Here is an 18,953-nt window from a genome sequence, read left to right as displayed (position 1 = left end):
CATCGGTAGGGCGACGATCACGCGCGCCGGCGCAGATGTCACCTTGATCGGGTACTCCCGGATGGCGCATGTGGCTTCTATCGTGGCGGAGCAACTCGCAGCATCGGACGGTCTTGACATCGAAGTGATCGACCTTCGCAGCCTTCGCCCCCTTGACCGCACGACACTTATCGAGTCAGTGAAGAAGACACATGCCGCCGTGGTGCTCGAGGATGACTGGCTCACCTACGGCATCGGTGCCGAGATCGCGGCGACGATCTCCGATGGCGCATTCGACTACCTGGATACACCGGTGCGACGCGTAGCGATGGCAGAGGTGCCGCTGCCGTATTCCAAACCGTTGGAGACAGCGGCACTTCCATCCGTCGATGACGCAATCAGCGCCATCCGTCAGACGCTCGACTCGGTCGGGCATTCCTCCCACCAGGCCGGGGCTCACTAATGATCCAGATCACCATGCCACGCCTCTCCGACACCATGGAAGACGGCGCGATCTCCGTGTGGCGCAAGCAGCCCGGCGACCCGGTCGCGGTCGGGGACATCCTCGTTGAGATCGAAACCGACAAGGCAACGATGGAATACGAGGCGTACGAGGCAGGGACACTGTCGAAGATTCTCGTGGCCGAGGGGGAGAACGTATCCATCGGCACTCCGATCGCGTTGCTCGAGCCGGAGACAGCAGCGCCTGAAGTATCTGCCCAGGCGCCGTTTGTGCTGGCCGCACCGGACTCGACGTCGATTGCAGGGGCACCGCCGATAGAAGAAACGGCCATCCCTCGGACGGTCCCGGCCGCACGCAATGCGGCGTTCGACCTTCCGGAGGCTGTCGAACGCCGGTTCGCCTCGCCATTGGTGCGAAAACTTGCCCGCGAGCACAACCTGGACTTGTCGAGGGTCAATGGAAGTGGCCCGGGTGGTCGCATAATTCGCGCCGACATTGAGCACCTACTGGACGTAGATTCATCCGCGCCTTCCACGCTCGGGTCCGCGAAATCCTCAGTCAAAACCGAGCCCGACGCGCGTCGCGATTCCGAGGCAATCCCAATGAGCCAGACACGCCGAGTTATCGCACGCCGGCTGAGCGAGAGCGCCCACACCGTCCCGCATTTCATGGTGACCGCGGCGGCAGACGTCGAAGCCCTCATGGTGCTGCGCGCGGATATCAACCGGCAACTGGCTACGGCAGACCGACCGAAGGTAAGCGTGAACGACCTCGTGGTTCGGGCATGCGCGCTCGCATTGCGCGCGCACCCGCTCGTGAACGCGTCGTACCAGGACGATGCGCCGGCGACGATGCTTGTACACCACCGTGTCAATGTGGGCGTGGCCATCGCATCCGAGAACGGGCTCGTAGTACCGGTCATCGAAGACGCCGACCAGAAGACCGTGAGCGAGCTGGCCACCGAGACCAAGGAGCTGGTCCGTCTCGCCAATTCAAAAAGGCTAACGCCCGCGCAGATGTCTGGCGGCACGTTCAGCGTCAGCAACCTTGGAATGTTCGGGGTTAGGCAGTTCACGGCGATCATTAACCCGCCGGAGGCCGCCATTCTCGCGGTCGGCGGCGTGAAGCGAGAACCCGCCGTCGTCGATGACGACGTCGTGGCTCGCTACACCATGCGCTACACACTATCCGCAGACCATCGCATCATCGACGGGGCACTCGCCGCGCAGTTCCTGCAGACGCTGACGAACCTGCTCGAGAATCCGATCACGATCCTGGCCTAACACCAGCTGACCAAATAGACACAGCCGATGCTACGAGAAGGGAGCCGCGATGTCGCTGCTGGAGGAAACAGACGAACGGATGACGTCATCGTTGCCGGATCGACGGGCAGAGCGCGCAGTGGCAGAACTGCTCCTCGCTCTCGGCCAGGACCTCGAGGACCCCAACCTTGCGGAGACTCCTCGTCGCGTCGTCGCGTCGTACCGCGAGCTGCTCCGCAGGGAGCCTTTCACCATGACGGCCTTCCCCAACGACGCGGGCTACGACGAGTTGGTGCTCGTGCGCGACATCCCGTTCACCTCGCTTTGCGCCCACCACCTCCTTCCGTTCCGCGGTGTGGCCCATGTCGGCTACCTGCCGGCGTCTCGGCTGCTGGGGTTGTCCAAGCTCGCGCGGGTCGTCGACCATTTCGCACGAGGCCTGCAGCTACAGGAACGGTTGACCGTCGAGATCGCCGACTACCTCGACGGTGAACTCCTGCCCAACGGCGTCGGGGTCGTTCTCGAGGCCGAACACCTGTGCATGTCCATCCGCGGCGCGCTCGCACCGACCGCACGAACGCGCACCTCGCGCTTCACCGGCGCACTCGCGTCGCACGGCCGGGACCACTTCCTGACCGCGCTCCGCGACCGGAACTAGCACCAGAAAGAAGCAACACATATGCCCACCACGACGGAACCCTTCGTCATCGTCGGCGCCGCGCTGGCCGGCGCGACGGCCGCCAAGACGCTTCGCGAAGAAGGCTACGAAGGAGCCATCAGGCTCTTCGGAGCGGAAGAGCACCTCCCATACATCCGGCCGCCGCTGTCGAAAGGCTTCCTCGCGGGAGCCGACGACCGTGCATCCATCGACGTCCTCGACGCTGCCTGGTACCGAGATAACGACGTCGATCTGCGGCTGCGCACGCGGGTGGTGCGGCTGGACACGAATTCAGCATCGGTGGTGGATGAACGGGGCGAGGAGACTCGGTACGAGAGGCTTCTTCTTGCGACCGGTTCGCAGCCGCGCATTCTGACGATTCCGGGCTCGGATGCGCCGAACGTCCACTACCTGCGGACGGTGGATGACAGCATCCGGTTGCGCGAGGCGATCGTCGCCGGCGGGCGCAGGCTCGTCCTCATCGGGTCCGGCTGGATCGGGATGGAGGTGGCCGCGACCGCACGCACGCTCGGCAACGAGGTGACCATTCTCGAGCGCGATCCGATCCCTCTCGCCATCGCCCTCGGCGACGAACTCGGCACCTACTTCGCCGAGCTGCACCAGAGCCACGGGGTGCGGATCCGCACCCGGATGATCGTGGACGCGATCGAGACCAGCGACGGCGTCGCGACCGGCGTGCGTCTCGGCGACGGCGAGATCGTGCCCGCCGACCTGATCCTGATCGGGGTCGGCGCCGTCCCGCAGATCGGACTCGCAACGGACGCGGGCCTCCGCACGGGCAACGGCGTCGAGACCGACGAATCGCTGCGTACGAGCGACGCCCGGGTGTTTGCGGCCGGCGACATCGCGAACGCGTATCACCCGTTGGCGCAGCAGCGCCTGCGAAGCGAGCATTGGGCGAACGCGCTGACCGGCGGCGCGGTCGCAGCTCGGGCGATGCTGGGGCAGACCGCGGTGCACGACAGCCTCCCGTACTTCTACACCGACCAGTTCGACCTGGGCATGGGATACTCCGGTTTCGCACCACTGACGAAGGATGCGGACATCGTGTATCGCGGCGATCGGGCATCTGGGGCATTCATCGCGTTCTGGCTAGTCGGGTCGCGCGTCGTCGCCGGCATGAACGTGAACACCTGGGATGTGAACGAGGCGATCCAGGTTCTCATCCGCGATCGTGTGGCCGTCGATCGCCGGGCGCTCCAGAACCCGGATGTTCCGCTCGACCGAGTCGCTGCGGTGACGGAAGGCATCGGCTCATGACCCCGATAGGCGACCTCCGCAAGGCGGGTGTGAGCATCTGGCTGGGCGACCTTCCGCGGGATCGGATCCTGTCTGGAGGGCTCGTCCGGCTGATCGCGGAGCGCGACGTGGTTGGCATCACGACCAACCCGATGACCCGCAGACGGCCCCGAGCGTCCAACACCTTGTGGGCCTGATCGACGAGGTCGCTTACGACACGGTCGAGTTCGGCGCGTGGTACATCAGGAAACGTGATCGGCTCATCGCCTCGCACATCACACCCGTCTCGGACAGCGCCGCACAGCGCGCGACGTGAGCCCTCCTGGGACCGAGTGCATCTCTGGTGCTAATCGTGCGCGGGATACCAGAAGCATCATGGGACCAAGGACCCGTCGCTCGTGGCTGCAGTCGACAAGACTGCCAGTGGAGGTGCCGAGATGGAGATCCGCAGGTTCATCGTCGGTGTCGACGGATCGGTCCCGTCCCGCGCCGCGATCCGGTGGGCGATCACGCGAGCGCACGAACGCTCCGGCGAGGTTGTCTTTGTGCACGTCGCCGACGGCGAGTGGGGCGCGATGGGGACCAGGCTCATCGACGAAATCGATCAAGACACGCAGCAACGGCTCGAGGGAGAGTTGGCATACGCCCGAACGCTCGGTGAGAGTACGTCGCTGCATGGGCAACTGAGGTGCGGAAGCCCGATGGCCGAGCTCGCCTCGTTCAGCGACGCCCGAACGATGCTCGTCGTCGGCACACACAAGACAGGTTTCCATTACGGCCGAGCGTACGGCTCGCGCAGTCTTCAGCTCGCCAACCTGGTGACGGGTCCGGTCGCGATCATCCCCGACGTGGCGTCACGGATGCGGCGAGGTGTCGTCGTCGGCGTCGACGACACCCCCGCCGGATACGCGGCAATCGACATGGCGGCCGATCTGGCGGGTGAGCGTCACTGCGAGTTGATGGCGGTGCGCGCATCCACGGCTCGCACGCTTCTGGACACCGATCACTCCGACGCGCTCCACGACTGGCAGTTGCGCCGCGACGATGAGGCACGCAGCCTGCTGGCTGCAGCCCTCGGCCGCGCCAGACGCCGTCAGCCGGACATCGTCCTCCGCAGTCGCGTGGTGCGGCGTCCGGCTGGCGCGGCGTTGAACGAGTTGTCGCGGGGCGCCGAGTTGCTCCTGATCGGGGACTCGCGGCGTGCGGACGCACAGCTCGGCAGCCTCGGCGCCGTCGCCAACGACGTGCTGCTGAACCTGTCGTCCCCCACGATCGTGGTCCACGCGCCCGAAGCGGCCCGGCGGGAATGGGTACAGAAGCGGGAAGAAGAGCCCATGTGTTCGGATGAGCCGGTTCAGGGGCTGGACCGGGACGAGTGCCGCGGTGCTTCGGCCACGGGCATTCCGTATGAGGCATGCACCACGCCGCGGGGCGAACGAGGATAAGCGACACCGGGCTACGATGCTGAAGCCCATGGGCAGCTCGGGACCTTGAATAGAAATAGTTCGGGTCCTTCTAATTAATCTGACCTCGCGGTACCATCAAAGTTCTAGTGCATTCCAAGCTTTCTGGCTCCCGAGTATAAGGCGGTGGGCAAGCATGGTTCTGACAGCGCCGCGGGCCTCAGTCGGTGCGGCCCAGGGCGGCTCTTCGGGGCGGGGCGCGGAGCGCAAGGGCAACATCCTCGTGAACTACATCACGTCGACCGATCACAAGACGATCGGGTACCTGTATCTGGTCACGTCGTTCGTGTACTTCCTCATCGGCGGCGTGATGGCCCTGATCATCCGCGCGCAGCTGTTCGAGCCGGGTCTTCAGGTGGTGCAGACCAGGGAGCAGTACAACCAGCTCTTCACGATGCACGGCACGATCATGCTGCTGATGTTTGCGACGCCGCTGTTCGCCGGATTCACGAACGTCATCATGCCGCTGCAGATCGGCGCGCCGGACGTGGCCTTCCCGCGACTGAACGCGCTGGCCTACTGGTTCTACTCGTTCGGCTCGCTGATCGCGGTCGCCGGCTTCCTCACCCCTCAGGGCGCCGCCTCGTTCGGATGGTTCGCCTACGCGCCACTTTCGAGTACGACGTTCTCGCCCGGGCTCGGCGGAAACCTCTGGGTGCTCGGCCTCGGCCTCTCGGGCTTCGGCACCATCCTCGGTGCGGTGAACTTCATCACGACGATCATCACGATGCGTGCTCCCGGCATGACCATGTTCCGGATGCCGATCTTCAGCTGGAACGCGATGATCACCTCGATCCTCGTGCTGATGGCCTTCCCGGTTCTCGCCGCTGCGCTGTTCGCGCTGGCCGCCGACCGTGTCTTCGACGCGCACATCTACGACGCCGCCAACGGCGGAGCCCTGCTCTGGCAGCACCTGTTCTGGTTCTTCGGGCATCCCGAGGTCTACATCATCGCGCTGCCGTTCTTCGGCATCGTGTCGGAGATCTTCCCGGTGTTCAGCCGCAAGCCGATCTTCGGGTACAAGACGCTGGTCTACGCGACCATCTCGATCGCGGCCCTGTCGGTCACCGTGTGGGCGCACCACATGTACGTCACCGGATCGGTGCTGCTGCCCTGGTTCTCGCTGATGTCGATGCTGATCGCGGTCCCGACCGGCGTGAAGATCTTCAACTGGATCGGCACGATGTGGCGCGGCTCGCTCACCTTCGAGTCGCCGATGCTGTGGTCGATCGGGTTCCTGATCACCTTCACCTTCGGTGGCCTGACCGGCGTGATCCTGGCGTCGCCGCCGCTCGACTTCCACGTGTCCGACACGTATTTCGTGGTGGCGCACTTCCACTACGTGGTGTTCGGCACGGTCGTGTTCGCGATGTTCGCCGGCTTCTACTTCTGGTGGCCGAAGTGGACGGGCAAGATGCTGAACGACCGGCTGGGCAAGTGGCACTTCTGGCTGCTGTTCATCGGCTTCCACACGACCTTCCTCATCCAGCACTGGCTGGGCGTGGTCGGCATGCCGCGACGGTACGCGACCTACCTGCCGTCGGACGGCTTCACCTGGATGAACCAGGTGTCGTCGGTCGGTGCGGGCATCCTCGCGATCTCGATGATCCCGTTCTTCGTGAACGTCTACCTCACCGCGCGCAACGCGCCGAAGGTGACCGTGAACGACCCGTGGGGCTACGGCCGCTCGCTCGAGTGGGCCACCAGCTGCCCGCCGCCGCGGCACAACTTCACGTCGATCCCGCGCATCCGCTCGGAGTCCCCGGCCTTCGACCTGAACCACCCCGAAGCGGGTATCCCTGTTGGCATTGGCCCGGGCCCGAAAGACGCCGCAGATTCCCCGATCTACGATCTTGCCACCGGTGAGACCAAGTGATGTGCAGGGAAAGAACGAATGCGCTCTTCGTTTGCTACGTCGAGTGAAAATCGCAAGATCACCGGATCGATGCCGGTCGAAGCCACCAAAAGAAGCCCCCGGTCCGACCACGACGCTTACCGGTCTTCTCTGGTCCGAGAAGGATCTTCTAACGCCGGGTGACCGACCTGCTATAGGGCCGCATGCGCGTCAATCGCGAGACTTGGTCCTGCGATGGGGTCGATCTCGACCTCAAGCCGCTGAAAATACTGCTCGCCCGTCTCGACCTGGTGTTCGATGCCGATGGAGGCGCCGATCAGTTCTTGCGCCCCAGCCGGCTCCCCTTGGCGTCGCTGCGCTACCCGGTGAAGGTCGCCGTACCGATGACGGGTGTCGCTGGGGCTGCCAGGGCGGCGATGATGATGGTCAATGGTCCGGTAGTGGCGCTGGGGGAGACGCCGTTGTTGGCGGTGACGGTGAACGTGAAGCTGCCAGGCGTGGTGGGGGTGCCGGCGAGCACGCCGGTGCTACTCATGCTGAGCCCTGCCGGTAGGGCGCCGGAAGAGACGGAATAGGTGGGAGCGGGCAGGCCCGTCGCGGTGAACGTGTAGGAGTACGCCACGCCCGTGGTTCCGGTTGCCGGCGGGGTGCTAGTGGTGAACACCGGCGCTGCGGGGGCAGGCGCGACCGTGAGCACGAGGACGGGGGAAGTGGAGCCGGTGTGGGTGGCATCTCCGCTGTAAACAGCGGTGATGGAGTGGTTGCCGGCGGCGAGGTTCGCAGCGAATGTTGCGGTACCGCCGGTCACCGTCCCGGTACCAAGCGTGGTGGTGCCGTCGTAGAACGTGGCCGTGCCGGTGCTGTCGGAGGGTGCGACGGTTGCGGTCAAGGTTGTCGGGGTGCCCTCGGTGGGGTTCCCACTGGCAGTGACCGTGGTCGATGACGCGACCATCGGTTCGGCGTAGGTGATGACGATGCTGCCGTCACCGGTGATTCCGGGCAGCGCGGCAACGTTCGTTGCGGCTGCCGCGACGAAGCCGGAGCCACCGCCGCCGGCGGTGGAGTATCCGCCGGGTCCATCGGTCCCCCCCGAGCCCGCACCGTAATAACCGCCGCCACCGCCACCCGCGGTCATGTATGCTCCCGCGGTGGCGCTGGACGGCCCGGACCCTCCGCTGCTAATTGCTGCCGCTGAGGATGTGACTGCAGCTCCGCCCGGGTTCCCCGGGTAGAAGGAAGGCAGACCGATCGTGAGGACCCCGCCTGCGCCCGCGCCGGAGTCAGTTCCACCACCACCGGCTGTGTTTCCCGGCTGGGGGTCTACCGGGGTCGCACCGGCACCGGTTGATCCGCCGGCGCCACCGGGAGCGGGGCTACCGCCATCCGCGGTTCCGCCGCCGCCGCCACCAGCGGCGAGCAGTAAGCCGGTGCTATCGAATAAGAAGCTCCCGCCGCCGCCACCACCGCCACCGCCGTGTGTCGAGAAGGTTGTGATCGCTCCGGCTGTGCCGCCGCCGCCGTAACCGCCGGCCGCGGGCGTTGACGTGTTCGAGGTGCCGTTCTGGCCCTGGCTGCCGACAACCGCGGTCAGGGCGGAGCCGGGAACAACGGGCACCGTCGCGCTCACTGCGCCCCCCGCGCCGCCCGAGCCGACGCCGCCTCCGGGGAACACTGACCCGATGATATTCGCCGTGCCGCCGGAGGCGCCGTCGACTGTGGCGGTGATCGAGGTGACCCCTACTGGGACGGTCCAGGTCTGCGGCGAACCGGTGACCGGGAAACTGATCGTGCAGATTCCGTTGCTGCAGGAAGGGACCGTCGTGGCGTTCGCGGCTGGGGAACCGGCGAAGATCAGTGCAGCGGCGACGCCAAGGCCCGCGACACCTGCTCCGAGTCGTCCAACGGCATGGCGAGAAGGAGTCGACATTGGGGTCCTCAGGGTTCGGGTGGTCGCCGCCCCGATGCGTGACCTGACCGAAACCTAGCACCTCTGCGTGGAGTCACAAATAGAGTTGCCCCCGATTCCGCGGCAACGGACACCGAGCACTCGCAACGGGCGATCGCCGCCGATTGGACCATCGCAGTCGCGAGCCTCGACCTCTGACCGCGCCACCAGCGCCCGGCGCCGCCTGGCCCGGCGCCGAGTCCCACCTCGTGGCGTCCCCAGTTCTGGGCGCACATGGGCTGTATCGGTCGTCCGAACCCCATTCGCGAAAGCGGAACCCATAGAGTGAGAGCGCACGGCTGCTCGCAGTGAAGTCTCGAGGGTGAGCGTCACTCTCTTGTCACGATCCTCGGTCGGGCCGTGCCCGCCGGTCACTCTGAAGGGACTCCATGTCATCCACCTCCTCCTCTGTCGCCGCCTCCCGTTCTCGGTGGCGACGGCCGTCGCTGATCGCCTCGACGGGAGCGATCGCTGTTGCGCTGGTGTTCGGCGGAACGCTTGCCGCGCATGCGGGGCCGGTCTCCGCCTCGGTCACGTCTAGCTCGAGCACAGCGACAGCGAACGGCACTGTCACTCTGACGGCTGCCGGTTTCCAGCCGGGTGAGACCCTGACGATCACGTTCGACTCGTCGCCCCTGATCACCTCTGCGAGCTCGAACTTCACGCAGAACACGGCAGACGCGACCGGCAACTACGTCGCGACGGCATATCTTCCCAGCACCGCCACGGTGGGGACGCACACGATCACGGTAACCGGTGCCACGACCGCGCCGGTGAGCACCCCGATCGCGATCGTCGCCGCCCCCACCGGCACGGTGAGCCCCGCAAGCCTCACCCTCGCCGCCTACACGAGCACGGGTGTCACGGCGACCTTCACCGGTTTCGCACCGGGTTCCACCGTCTCCTTCGGCATCGCCACCTCGGCGATGGGCAACCAGGTGGGTACGCCGGTCGTCGTCGGCACCGACGGAACCGCGACCCTGACGTTCGTCCCCACCGCGAGCAGTGGCTTCTCCAGCGTGGGAACGTACACGCTCTCGGCGTTCAATTCCACGAACAACATCGCCGCGCAGCCGGTCACTTTCACGGTCACCGCGAACCCTGTCGTCGCGCCGACCGCCCCGGTCGCTGCTCCCGCGGCGCCGGTCAAGCAGACCGCCAGCTTCACCGGCTGAGAGCCGGACCAGTGTCGATGCGCCGGACCGGAGCAACGCTCCGGTCCGGCGCATCCGTTTCGACAGCAGTACCTCCGGAAGGAACCCACATGCCCCGGCGTCTGATCCCTTCGCTCACGTTCGGCGCAGCTGTCGTATTGGCCGCTTTGACCCTGACCGGCTGCGCAGCCGCCGCCACCGCCACGCATTCCGCGACCCGGCAGCCGCACGCTCACAGTGCGTCGCCCTCGCCCACGCCCACGCCCGCGACAGCCGCCATCGGAACGTCGGCCACCGTCGTCGCGGCGCAGGTCGCGGTGTACAGCGCCCCCGACGGTGCGGTCACCGAGAACCTCACCAACCCGCAGCCGTCCGGGGCCCCGCTGACCTTCCTGGTGGCCTCCGCGCAGGGCGCCTGGCTGCAGGTGCACCTGGCCCAGCGCCCCAACGGCAGCACCGGCTGGGTGAAAGCGGACGCGGTGACCCTGCACAGCCTGGTCTACAGCCTCCAGGCGTCCACCGAGCAGAACACTCTCTCGCTGTACAAGAACGGCGTTCTCGTGAAGACGTACCCCGCGGCCACCGGCACCGGTGGCACCCCGACACCGCACGGATCCTTCTACATCACCGAGCTGCTTCAGCCCACCAACGGCGGATACGGCCCTTTCGCGTTCGGGCTGTCCGCGTTCTCGGATGTGCTCAGCAGTTTCGGCGGCGGTCCCGGACAGATCGGGCTGCACGGCACGGATGACGCCGCGAGCATCGGCCACGCCGCAAGCCACGGCTGCATCCGCCTCGCCAACCCGGACATCACCGAGCTCGCGGGCCTCCTCCCGTTGGGCACGCCGATCACGATCGCCTGAAGCGCTCGCCCCATCCCATCCCGCTCCCTCTCAAGGTCGTCGCTTGGATGCTGTGGCCACGGCCCAGCAAATCGTGGCACAGGTTCTCCGCGGATCGCGGTTTCCGGCTGCTGAAGCGACGGTCACTGAAACTTGATTTCCGTGGAGGACGCTTGCAGCCCGTTGTGGCTGACCTTTGCTCTGGTCGATGACGTGGTGGTTTGACGGAGTTCCTGCTGCACCATGAGTGCAAGCTGCCGCAGTACGGCCGCGTGATAGTCGGGCGTCAGGAAGCGATGTTCGGAATCGAAGACGCTGAGGGTTCCGACGCGCACGCCGTCCTGATCTTCGATCGGGAAGCCCGCCCAAAACCGCACCCACGGTTGGCCTGTCACTTGTGCGAGGTTCCGAAACCGGGCGTCGGCATGTGCGTCGGGGATGATGAACGCTCCGCGCTCCGCCAGGGTGGCTTGGGTAAAGGAGTCTTTCAGAGCGATGCTTGGAAGGGTGGCGCCGATGGAGGACTTGTACCAAAGCCTGTCGCCATCGATGAAGGCGAGCGCCCCGCCGGACGCGTTGAAGAGCATTCGGGCTTGGTCAACAATCCGGTCGAATCGCGCTTCCGGTTCTGTGTGCAGGATGCCCAGCCTCTGGACACTGGCTTCGCGTTGCGGCTCCGATGTGGCCGCATCATGTCGCACGCCGATATTGGACGCGCGGGCGAGGTCCAAGAGCGGGGCGGTGGCCTCGGCGATCTCGCTCGCCCACATTCGGTAGTTCTCAACTGCACGACCGCTGCCATCGGGGTGATTAATAGCAGGGGACAGCCTGACGAAGGTGGTACGTCTGTTGGCAGAGCATAGTTCAGCGGTCGCCGCGTTATGTCGGTAAGAGTGACGCTCGGCCACCAGCCCGAGCGGTGTCCCGTATGCATTTATCGAGCGCAGGGAGGGGATCCCGGTGACCACGATGTCGAAGGAGCCGGCATCAAGCAGCTGATCGAGCAGCATCCTTGAATGCTGCCGCCAGCGGCCTATCGGCGCCAGCTCCAGCGACTCCCTTGCTCCCAGCGTCAGGATCACTGCGTCATACCGTTCCAGAACGATCGACCTGAGGTATGGCGGAGCGTTCTGGACCGTCAGCGACAGATCAGCGACGACATCGACATCTGTTCCGCGTAGCGTGCGAGCGCTCAAGGCCCGGGCAAGATGTCCGGCCAAAGCGAGGTCCTGACTGAGCACGCCCAGACCGGCAGCGATTCCCGAACCGAACAGAAGGACCCGATCGCTATCGGGCCCGGCCGCATGCGCCGACAACCCGTCGGTTGGCTTCGGCCCCAACGCGTGACGGGACCGAAGGGAGCGGTACCACAAGCGCATGACCGGGGTGAGAAACGCACGCTCAACAAGAGCCATCATGACGTCCACCCCTCTGACCTGAATTCCAGGTGGGTGCACGGTACACCCGGCAGCTACCCATTTCGAGCCCAACACATGTAGTGCCGACGATCGCGGGGGGCATCAACATGCCCTCGTGCGTCAGCTCGAAGGCAGGCGCGTTCTCGCTCACCAAGTCGTCCCGCGGACTTCACACAGCCGACGGGGTCCGCCTCCATACCGTTCTTGCCGGTCCCATGCCGGCAGCATGACCCAAGCGCTTTCCGCGTCGGAGATCTCATCCCAGGGGCCGCCGTCTTCACCTTGGTCGACGCTGGCAAAGCAGACATCTCCCCGCGCTACGCGACCTCACAGCTTGAGGAAGTCTGGGCGCGGGGGTCGGCAGGATCCTCGAAGCCCGCTTCGCGAGGCTCATCTCGCCATGCGAGCCTGAGTCCCGGGGAGCTCCGCACTCAGTGTCAGGTGCCAGAACGATCGAGGTCGAGACGTGATACGCCCGTGGGATTCGGGGTGCCATGGTTACGCCATGGGAACCCTTGTCTGGGTGCAGTCCTCACGAACGGAAATCTCATCGGCTGGTTGGCACCCACCGACAACTGTGTGAGATCGAACTGGGTTCTATGAGATGACAGGAGATGAAAATCCGCGGAAAATCAACGGCTTTAGCTCCTACGGGGTCATATTAGGTCCTAGGATTTCGACCGAAAATCGAAAGGGCACCGGATCGATGCCAGTCGGAGCCACTGGAACCCTCGTCTAGCTTCTACATGACGGGGTTTCTTGCATGTACTGGGCTCGTAGCGGGTTTGGGCCCATAACCCAACCATGGACCAAGCGGCCAGGCGCAAGCTGACCATTCGCAAGATCGACCGGACCACGAACAAGCACGCGTTGGATTTAGAACTGGGGATCTGCCAGTGCCGTCTGTTCATGCGTTCCGGCAAACGACGTGGGAGCCGGGCGAGCGGCTCCCACGTCGAATTCACGCGCTTCGACAAGCGAAACTCGCGCAGCGCCGACGTCACCATCTGCGCAATCCGCTCCTGGCTACGCCATATGGGAAACACGCCCCGATCGACGGGTGGGGTTGAGTACGGAGAGGACGGTGAGCAAGGTGGGTGCAATGACGAGTCCGGCGATCAGTAGGTCGCCAGCGGTGAGGATTCCGATTACCGCCATTGCAAGGACAACGATGCCACCGGGAAAGCCCCAGGAGCGGAGGAAGGCGCGACTGGACGGTTGCTTCCACGGGATCCAGAGGCTGAGCGCACCGCTGAACAGGGTTACCCACGCCAGCAGCGGAATGAGCGTGTAAGCATAGTTCCCGATAGCGGCCGCGACGCAGCAGGCGATCGTGATGAGCGCGAAGATGACCATCAGTGTCACCCCGGCGGCGCGCCTCCACGGTGCCACCAACCCGCTACGGGTAGCCACCGGCGCGAACACGGTTTTCCTCACGAGGATGGCGGCGGCGACAAGCAGGATGCTCCCGACCAGGCTGAGGAGCGCGGGGATCGGCGCGGATAGGTTGAAGAAGGCGTTGATCGCGGCGAAATCCACGCCGCTGCCGTCGTTCTTCGCGGGAGCAACACCGCCAATCAGTTGTAGCCCCAGGTACGGGGCGCCCGCGATCGCCGTCCATCGGAAGAAGTCGACGAGGATTCCATCCCGGTCGGAAAGGCGGTACGAGAGCCACACCGCGAGGGCGATGAACCCGACCGAAAACCACGGGGCGACGCCGTTCATCAAGGTCAACGCCCACAAGGGGTAACGATGCATGTCCGCCGGCGGCACGCCGACACTGGCAAGGGAGGCGAAGACAGCGGGAATACCGAATAGGCGACCGATGAGCCAATGCATGCCCTCATGAGAGAACACAAAGAACAGAACGGCGACTACACCCACCACGGCCCGGGCGACAATACGCCCGACAGTCGGCGGACTTTCAGCTACCGATGTCCGATTCCTGACGGAGTCAGGGGTGTAACTGTTCATACTGTTTCCATTTCACATATCGCGGAACCGAATATCGGCTTCACCGCTACCCCACGCACCAAGAGCGCCACACAGGTAACAGTCCGGCTCCCGGATATGCGCTCGGTAGATCAGGCGTCCGTCCACCGAAGTAGACACAGTCCGATCACATTCATTACGCGAACCAGCAACAAGGCTCGGGTCCGCGACCCACGAATTGATGGGGTGCGGCGCACGAGCCGAGACCGGTCAGCCCATCCGCTTGCGCCTGGCCTCCGCGCGTATCGATGATGCTATTCTATTTAAAGGATTTGACTCCGTTTTATTGAGTCGTGAAGCGTCGGCTTGCGAACCCGACCTTGATCTTGGTGAGGCTGCAGCGATAGGAGAGGGGTCACGCCATATGTCGCGAGGGATGGTGAACGATGATGACGACACTGGGCAGCTTCGACAGCCTCGGTGAACTATCGGGCGGCGAAGGCCACATCTCCGTGCGATCGAGCCAGGTCCTGGACAGGCCCGGCGTCCGGATCGTCGTCCTCGGTTTCCGGGGCGGTGCCTCTTTGCGCGAGCACACCTGCCCCACGCCGATCCTGCTGCACGCACTCGACGGCCGATTCGCCGTTCTGGCAGACGCGGTCGAATACGACTTGTATCCGGGCAATATTCTGCATCTCGACGCCGGCGTCTCGCACACCGTCCGCACCGAGTCTGCCGCCCGCTTGAGCATCACCTTCCTGGGTTGAAGGCAGCGACACGGCGAGATCGTTCTGGTAGAAGATCGCCAAAGTGTGTACTCAGCTCGAACTTCAGGCAATATAACGCACGTTACTCCTGTTTATTAGCCGGTGCTGGTATTCTGTGACGATGACCGCAACAGAGCGCATCGGCGACCGCCACGTGGCGCTGGCCTCTACGGTGCGGCGGGAAATCCTGCGGCTGCTTGCAACGTCGGAGGACCCGATGGACGCGGCGGCCATCGCCGGCGAATGCGGGATCCATGTCACGACAGCGCGATTTCATCTCGAGCAGCTGGAGAGCGCCGGGATGGTCACTCGGGAGATCCTGCACCGCAGTGGTCGTGGCCGGCCGCGAATGGTATACCGGGTCGTCGAGAAGGCTTCCCGCGAGGAATCGCTGCGAGAACTGAGCGACGTCCTCGCGGACGCGCTCGCCTCTGTATCCGACGACGGAAGGTCGCGAGCCATCGAAGCGGGGGAACGCTGGTCCCGTCTCTTCGCGGATCAGACCGCTCCCGGCTCGGGCGACGACCTCGGCTCGCTGAGCCGGGTGTTCGAGAAGATCGGGTTCGCCCCCGAGATACGTGAAGACGGGCGCATCCTCGCTCTGCGCGAGTGCCCGTTCCGTGACGTCGCCTCTGCGCACCCGAATGTCGTCTGCTCCGCACACCAAGGCCTGCTGGCCGGCTTAGTCAATCATCTCGGTCACTCGGAGGCCGAAGCCACCCTCCAGCCGTTCGTCGAACCGGAGCTGTGCCTGGTCCGGCTGCGAGGCTCTTTGGCTACCAGCGGCCACGGCGAGACAACAGCCAAGGACACCTGAGGCCTCCTTCCACGCCAGCCAGTGTTCTATTAAACCGCATTCTGCTACTCTAAATTCAGGCGAGGCGGAGGAACCATGAACGACACGACGGGAACGACTGACGAGCGCATGGTGGTCGTGGCTCACGACGCACAGACGCTGATCGACCTGATGCCGGCGGATCCGGATCACATCGCATCCCGTCGCATCCTGAAGGCGCCGGGGGCTGCAGTGGTTCGGCTCACCCTGAGTGCCGGCCAGAGCATGGACGAGCATCAAGCAGCCGTTCCCGTGCTGATACACGTGCTCGCAGGAGCGGTGGACGTCGAGGCGGTCGGCACGAGCACACGACTCGTCGCAGGCGGGTTGCTCTATCTGGCCGCCGGTGCGCGGCACGCCGTGCGAGCCAAGACCCGCGCGGATCTCTTGCTGACCCTGTTAGACGGCAGAAGGTCTCGTCGGCGCGCTGCCGGAGACCACGTCGCGACCGTCGATGTCGGTCGCCGGCCGATCGGCGATAATCTGGTGCTCGCCTCCAGCGGTGCGGACTCCGTCGCTCTCGGGGCGATCACGCGGTCTCATGCCGAGCTCTCCGGCAACCTCGCCGCGCATGTCTCCCGGCTACTGGATGTCGCCGTGACCGGAAACGCTACCGGCCTCGAGGATGCCCGCCGCCGGCTGGTGGACTGGGCGCGCTCCGACCTCACCCCGCTGTTCGGCGCCGAGGCTGCCATTCTCTACCCGGAGGTCGGCCGCGTCGGCGCGACAGAGTCCGACCTTGCCGAGGCTCTGCGTGACGGGCAGCAGCGGATCAACGCGCTCCTCGAGGAGGCCAGCACGCCCATGGGCCCGGCGCCGCTGGCGGCCGCGACAGTGGCGTTGCGGGTTGCGGTCGAGCACCAGCTCAATCTGGAGATGGAGCGGCTACTGCCGGTTCTTGCCGCATCGACGCGGCATTCGCTGGCCGAATTGTGGGCCGATGTCGAGCGCTCCTTGCCCCGCGCTCCGCGGGAATCGGCGAACACGGAGGGTGCCCACCCTGGTCACGCGGGGCCGACCGGGTCGGCTTGCGAATGCGGCATCGTGAAGGACCCCGAGCTGCCGGAGCTGGATGTGCGTGCTGTCCCGCATGCGATCCGGCATGCGACGGTCTTCGGAGCGTTGGAGTCGCTGCGTCCGCGGGAGGGCCTGGTGCTGGTCGCGCCCCACGATCCGTTACCGCTGCTGGCGCAGATCCGGGAACGCTCCGGGGAGCGGTTCGCGGTCAGCTACCTGCAGCGAGGCCCCGCGGCTTGGCGTCTGCAGCTCGTCTACAGCGACCGGGACGCCATCCCGAGGTGACGGACCGGTACGCGACCGTATTCTTCGTGGCCGGCAGCGCCTGCATCGTCGCGGGTGGTCTGGTCGCGGCCGCGACGACTCCTTTGGGCCTGGTCGACGGGTCATGGTCGGCCGCCTACCTCGTTCTGGTCTGTGGCGTCGCGCAGTGCCTGTTCGGGGTGGTTCGCAGCGAGCTGGCGCGTGCCCCGCTCACCCCGGCCGGCTTCTCGATCGAGTTCTCCTGTTGGAACCTGGGAAACGCGGCGGTGATCGCAGGAACGCTCATCAAGGCGCCGCTGGTCGTCGATTCCGGCGGAGCGCTCCTCATCGTCGTGCTGCTGATGCAGATCAGTCATTTGCGTTACACCAGGCCGGGGCTGCGTTGGGCGCTCTGGCTCTACGGAATAGTGATCGCCATCCTGCTGCTCAGCATCCCGATCGGTCTCATGCTCGCCGCGATCACGGCCAAGTGACCGGACATCACCAGGGGCGAGAACCTCAGCCCCGGAGGCGGCCGGCGCCGGCCTGCCTCAGCATTGTGCCCGTCGGCGCAGCGTTTCGAAGTCGCTGCCGGAGCGACCCTGAATGCGCCTGTGGATCGACCCGGCGATGCGCCCGGCCTGGGTTTTGGCCAGCTCGGCCTTCTCGCCGGCGAAATGAGCATCGACCGTGGCCGTCCACAGTTCGAGCCACCGAGTGAAATGCTCCTGCTGAAGAGGAACCTTCGCATTCAACACGAAATGCAATTGGAGCGCATTGCGATGGTAGAGACCCGCCTGGAAAAGGACCGTCTCCCAGAAGTCGCACATGATCGGCAGATGGTGCTGGAGGTCCATTCGGGCGATGTCGGTGAAGATGGGTCCGATCAACGGATCACGGAACGCAGTGCGATAGAACTCCTCCACGAGGAGCCGAACATCGGCCCGGTCGGTGAGATCTGATCCCATGTCCTGAGTCTACGGCATTAAAACTGAGAACGATGCGGTAAAATCGTCGGGCGATTCCGGCGCGCGAAGTCTTCAGATGCCCAGCGCATCCACCGACTGCGTGTACCGCCGCTGCTGAAGAGCGGGATTCCGCTCGCGTGCGGCGTCGACGTCCGCCGCGGTCACGTCGAAGGTCGCAATTGCGGGGCCGTCGCCGAGCTCGCCGAGGACGGCGCCCAACGGGTCGGCCAGGAGACTCGTGCCGATCGAGATCGGGGAGGCCTGCGAGGTCGCGGCGACGAAGCAGGTGTTCTCGATGGCGCGGGCCTTCGCCAGCGTGCGCCACTGGTCGACCTTGCCCGGGCCGGGAACCCAGGATGCGCAGACCAGGACCACGTGCGCGCCGGCGTCTGCGAGACGGCGGGCCAGTTCGGGGAAGCGGAGGTCGTAGCAGGCCATCAGTCCGAATGTGAGGCCACTGACGTCGAAGACGACGGGTTCGAGGGAGTCGCCGGGCGCGATCCACTCCGATTCGCGGAAGCCGAACGAGTCGAACAGGTGCAGCTTTCGGTAGCGGGCGATGACCGAGCCTGTCGCATCGACCGCGATCAGCGTATTGTGCGGTCGCGGATCCGCATCCGTCTTCTCGACGATGCCGGCGACGATCGCAATGCGGAGGCCGGCGGCCAGTTCCGCGAGCGCGGACACGAACCGCCCGTCGACGGGCTGGGCCGCGGCCGCGAAGGACGCGTCGACGGCGCGCTTCTCGTACATCGCGTACTCGGGAAAGACCACCAGCTCCGCGCCGTCCGCGGCTGCCGCCTCCGCGGCCGTGCGGATGAGCCCGAGGTTGCGCTGGATGTCGTCGTCGGAGTCGATCTGGGCGAGGGTGATGCGCACAGTCGCTCCTCTC

The 18,953-nt window shown here is 65.4% G+C and carries 19 protein-coding genes and 1 pseudogene; 15 read left to right on the top strand and 5 right to left on the bottom strand.

Features of this window, described 5'->3' with window-relative positions; genetic code table 11:
• The 8 genes and pseudogenes from ACPYOG_RS09155 to ctaD all read left to right on the top strand — a co-directional run.
• Positions 1 to 442: transketolase C-terminal domain-containing protein (locus ACPYOG_RS09155; RefSeq protein ID WP_481293923.1), on the top strand; the 442-nt coding region annotated here is incomplete at its 5' end.
• Positions 442 to 1,725, top strand: coding sequence for a dihydrolipoamide acetyltransferase family protein (locus tag ACPYOG_RS09150; RefSeq protein WP_481293922.1), 1,284 nt, complete (start codon positions 442 to 444; stop codon positions 1,723 to 1,725). The genes ACPYOG_RS09155 and ACPYOG_RS09150, both read left to right, overlap by 1 nt.
• A 49-nt stretch (positions 1,726 to 1,774) precedes the next feature.
• Entirely contained in the window at positions 1,775 to 2,362 is a 588-nt protein-coding gene (gene folE / locus ACPYOG_RS09145; protein WP_481293921.1) for a GTP cyclohydrolase I, read from the top strand.
• A 21-nt stretch (positions 2,363 to 2,383) separates the two neighbouring features.
• A complete protein-coding gene (locus ACPYOG_RS09140) occupies positions 2,384 to 3,643 on the top strand; it encodes an NAD(P)/FAD-dependent oxidoreductase (protein WP_481293920.1) in 1,260 nt (419 codons plus the stop codon).
• Positions 3,640 to 3,774, top strand: a pseudogene (locus ACPYOG_RS09135) (transaldolase); the annotation flags it as partial. The gene ACPYOG_RS09140 and the pseudogene ACPYOG_RS09135, both read left to right, overlap by 4 nt.
• Positions 3,775 to 3,809: 35 nt before the next feature.
• Positions 3,810 to 3,938: a hypothetical protein gene (locus tag ACPYOG_RS09130; protein WP_481293919.1), complete on the top strand. Its 129-nt coding sequence runs from the start codon at positions 3,810 to 3,812 to the stop codon at positions 3,936 to 3,938.
• Between the two features lie 121 nt (positions 3,939 to 4,059).
• Positions 4,060 to 5,067 (top strand): universal stress protein, encoded by a 1,008-nt coding sequence (locus ACPYOG_RS09125; protein ID WP_481293925.1) that lies wholly within the window; start codon positions 4,060 to 4,062, stop codon positions 5,065 to 5,067.
• Positions 5,068 to 5,221: 154 nt separating this feature from the next.
• Positions 5,222 to 6,961: an aa3-type cytochrome oxidase subunit I gene (gene ctaD / locus ACPYOG_RS09120; protein WP_481293918.1), complete on the top strand. Its 1,740-nt coding sequence runs from the start codon at positions 5,222 to 5,224 to the stop codon at positions 6,959 to 6,961.
• Positions 6,962 to 7,298: 337 nt separating this feature from the next.
• Here ctaD and ACPYOG_RS09115 read toward each other — a convergent pair whose 3' ends face one another.
• Positions 7,299 to 8,075, bottom strand: a complete 777-nt coding sequence (locus tag ACPYOG_RS09115; protein WP_481293917.1) for an Ig-like domain-containing protein — start codon at positions 8,073 to 8,075, stop codon at positions 7,299 to 7,301.
• A 544-nt stretch (positions 8,076 to 8,619) separates the two neighbouring features.
• Here ACPYOG_RS09115 and ACPYOG_RS09110 point away from each other — a divergent pair.
• The 3 genes from ACPYOG_RS09110 to ACPYOG_RS09100 all read left to right on the top strand — a co-directional run bounded on the left by ACPYOG_RS09110 (position 8,620) and on the right by ACPYOG_RS09100 (position 10,902).
• Positions 8,620 to 8,925 carry a hypothetical protein gene (locus tag ACPYOG_RS09110; RefSeq protein WP_481293916.1) on the top strand — a complete coding sequence of 102 codons (306 nt, stop codon included), beginning with the start codon at positions 8,620 to 8,622 and terminating at the stop codon, positions 8,923 to 8,925.
• 349 nt (positions 8,926 to 9,274) lie between these two features.
• On the top strand, positions 9,275 to 10,060 hold the full coding sequence (locus ACPYOG_RS09105; protein WP_481293915.1) for a hypothetical protein: 786 nt from the start codon (positions 9,275 to 9,277) through the stop codon (positions 10,058 to 10,060).
• 89 nt (positions 10,061 to 10,149) lie between these two features.
• Positions 10,150 to 10,902 carry a L,D-transpeptidase gene (locus ACPYOG_RS09100; RefSeq protein ID WP_481293914.1) on the top strand — a complete coding sequence of 251 codons (753 nt, stop codon included), beginning with the start codon at positions 10,150 to 10,152 and terminating at the stop codon, positions 10,900 to 10,902.
• Between the two features lie 122 nt (positions 10,903 to 11,024).
• Here ACPYOG_RS09100 and ACPYOG_RS09095 read toward each other — a convergent pair whose 3' ends face one another.
• Positions 11,025 to 12,299 carry a GAF domain-containing protein gene (locus ACPYOG_RS09095; RefSeq protein WP_481293924.1) on the bottom strand — a complete coding sequence of 425 codons (1,275 nt, stop codon included), beginning with the start codon at positions 12,297 to 12,299 and terminating at the stop codon, positions 11,025 to 11,027.
• 1,026 nt (positions 12,300 to 13,325) lie between these two features.
• The gene (locus ACPYOG_RS09090; protein WP_481293913.1) at positions 13,326 to 14,273 is read right to left on the bottom strand and encodes a hypothetical protein; all 948 of its coding nucleotides are present in this window, start codon (positions 14,271 to 14,273) and stop codon (positions 13,326 to 13,328) included.
• A 404-nt stretch (positions 14,274 to 14,677) separates the two neighbouring features.
• On the opposite strand from ACPYOG_RS09090, the gene ACPYOG_RS09085 reads away from it, so the two are divergent.
• The 4 genes from ACPYOG_RS09085 to ACPYOG_RS09070 all read left to right on the top strand — a co-directional run bounded on the left by ACPYOG_RS09085 (position 14,678) and on the right by ACPYOG_RS09070 (position 17,587).
• On the top strand, positions 14,678 to 14,998 hold the full coding sequence (locus ACPYOG_RS09085) for a cupin domain-containing protein (RefSeq protein ID WP_481293912.1): 321 nt from the start codon (positions 14,678 to 14,680) through the stop codon (positions 14,996 to 14,998).
• 121 nt (positions 14,999 to 15,119) lie between these two features.
• A complete protein-coding gene (locus ACPYOG_RS09080; RefSeq protein ID WP_481293911.1) occupies positions 15,120 to 15,815 on the top strand; it encodes a helix-turn-helix transcriptional regulator in 696 nt (231 codons plus the stop codon).
• A gap of 75 nt (positions 15,816 to 15,890) precedes the next feature.
• Positions 15,891 to 17,135: a DUF2249 domain-containing protein gene (locus ACPYOG_RS09075; RefSeq protein ID WP_481293910.1), complete on the top strand. Its 1,245-nt coding sequence runs from the start codon at positions 15,891 to 15,893 to the stop codon at positions 17,133 to 17,135.
• Complete coding sequence (locus ACPYOG_RS09070; RefSeq protein ID WP_481293909.1) at positions 17,132 to 17,587, top strand: hypothetical protein; 456 nt, start codon at positions 17,132 to 17,134, stop codon at positions 17,585 to 17,587. The genes ACPYOG_RS09075 and ACPYOG_RS09070 overlap by 4 nt, the downstream gene beginning before the upstream one ends.
• A gap of 57 nt (positions 17,588 to 17,644) precedes the next feature.
• Here ACPYOG_RS09070 and ACPYOG_RS09065 read toward each other — a convergent pair whose 3' ends face one another.
• Both ACPYOG_RS09065 and ACPYOG_RS09060 read right to left on the bottom strand, forming a co-directional pair.
• Positions 17,645 to 18,061 (bottom strand): group III truncated hemoglobin, encoded by a 417-nt coding sequence (locus tag ACPYOG_RS09065; protein WP_481293908.1) that lies wholly within the window; start codon positions 18,059 to 18,061, stop codon positions 17,645 to 17,647.
• Between the two features lie 72 nt (positions 18,062 to 18,133).
• Positions 18,134 to 18,940, bottom strand: coding sequence for a carbon-nitrogen hydrolase family protein (locus ACPYOG_RS09060; RefSeq protein WP_481293907.1), 807 nt, complete (start codon positions 18,938 to 18,940; stop codon positions 18,134 to 18,136).
• Positions 18,941 to 18,953: the final 13 nt, after the last annotated feature.

The organism is Leifsonia sp. HAY1-4F (assembly GCF_056755275.1).
The sequence above is the reverse complement of the archived record's forward strand: the minus strand, read 5'-3'. Positions and strand labels throughout refer to the sequence as shown.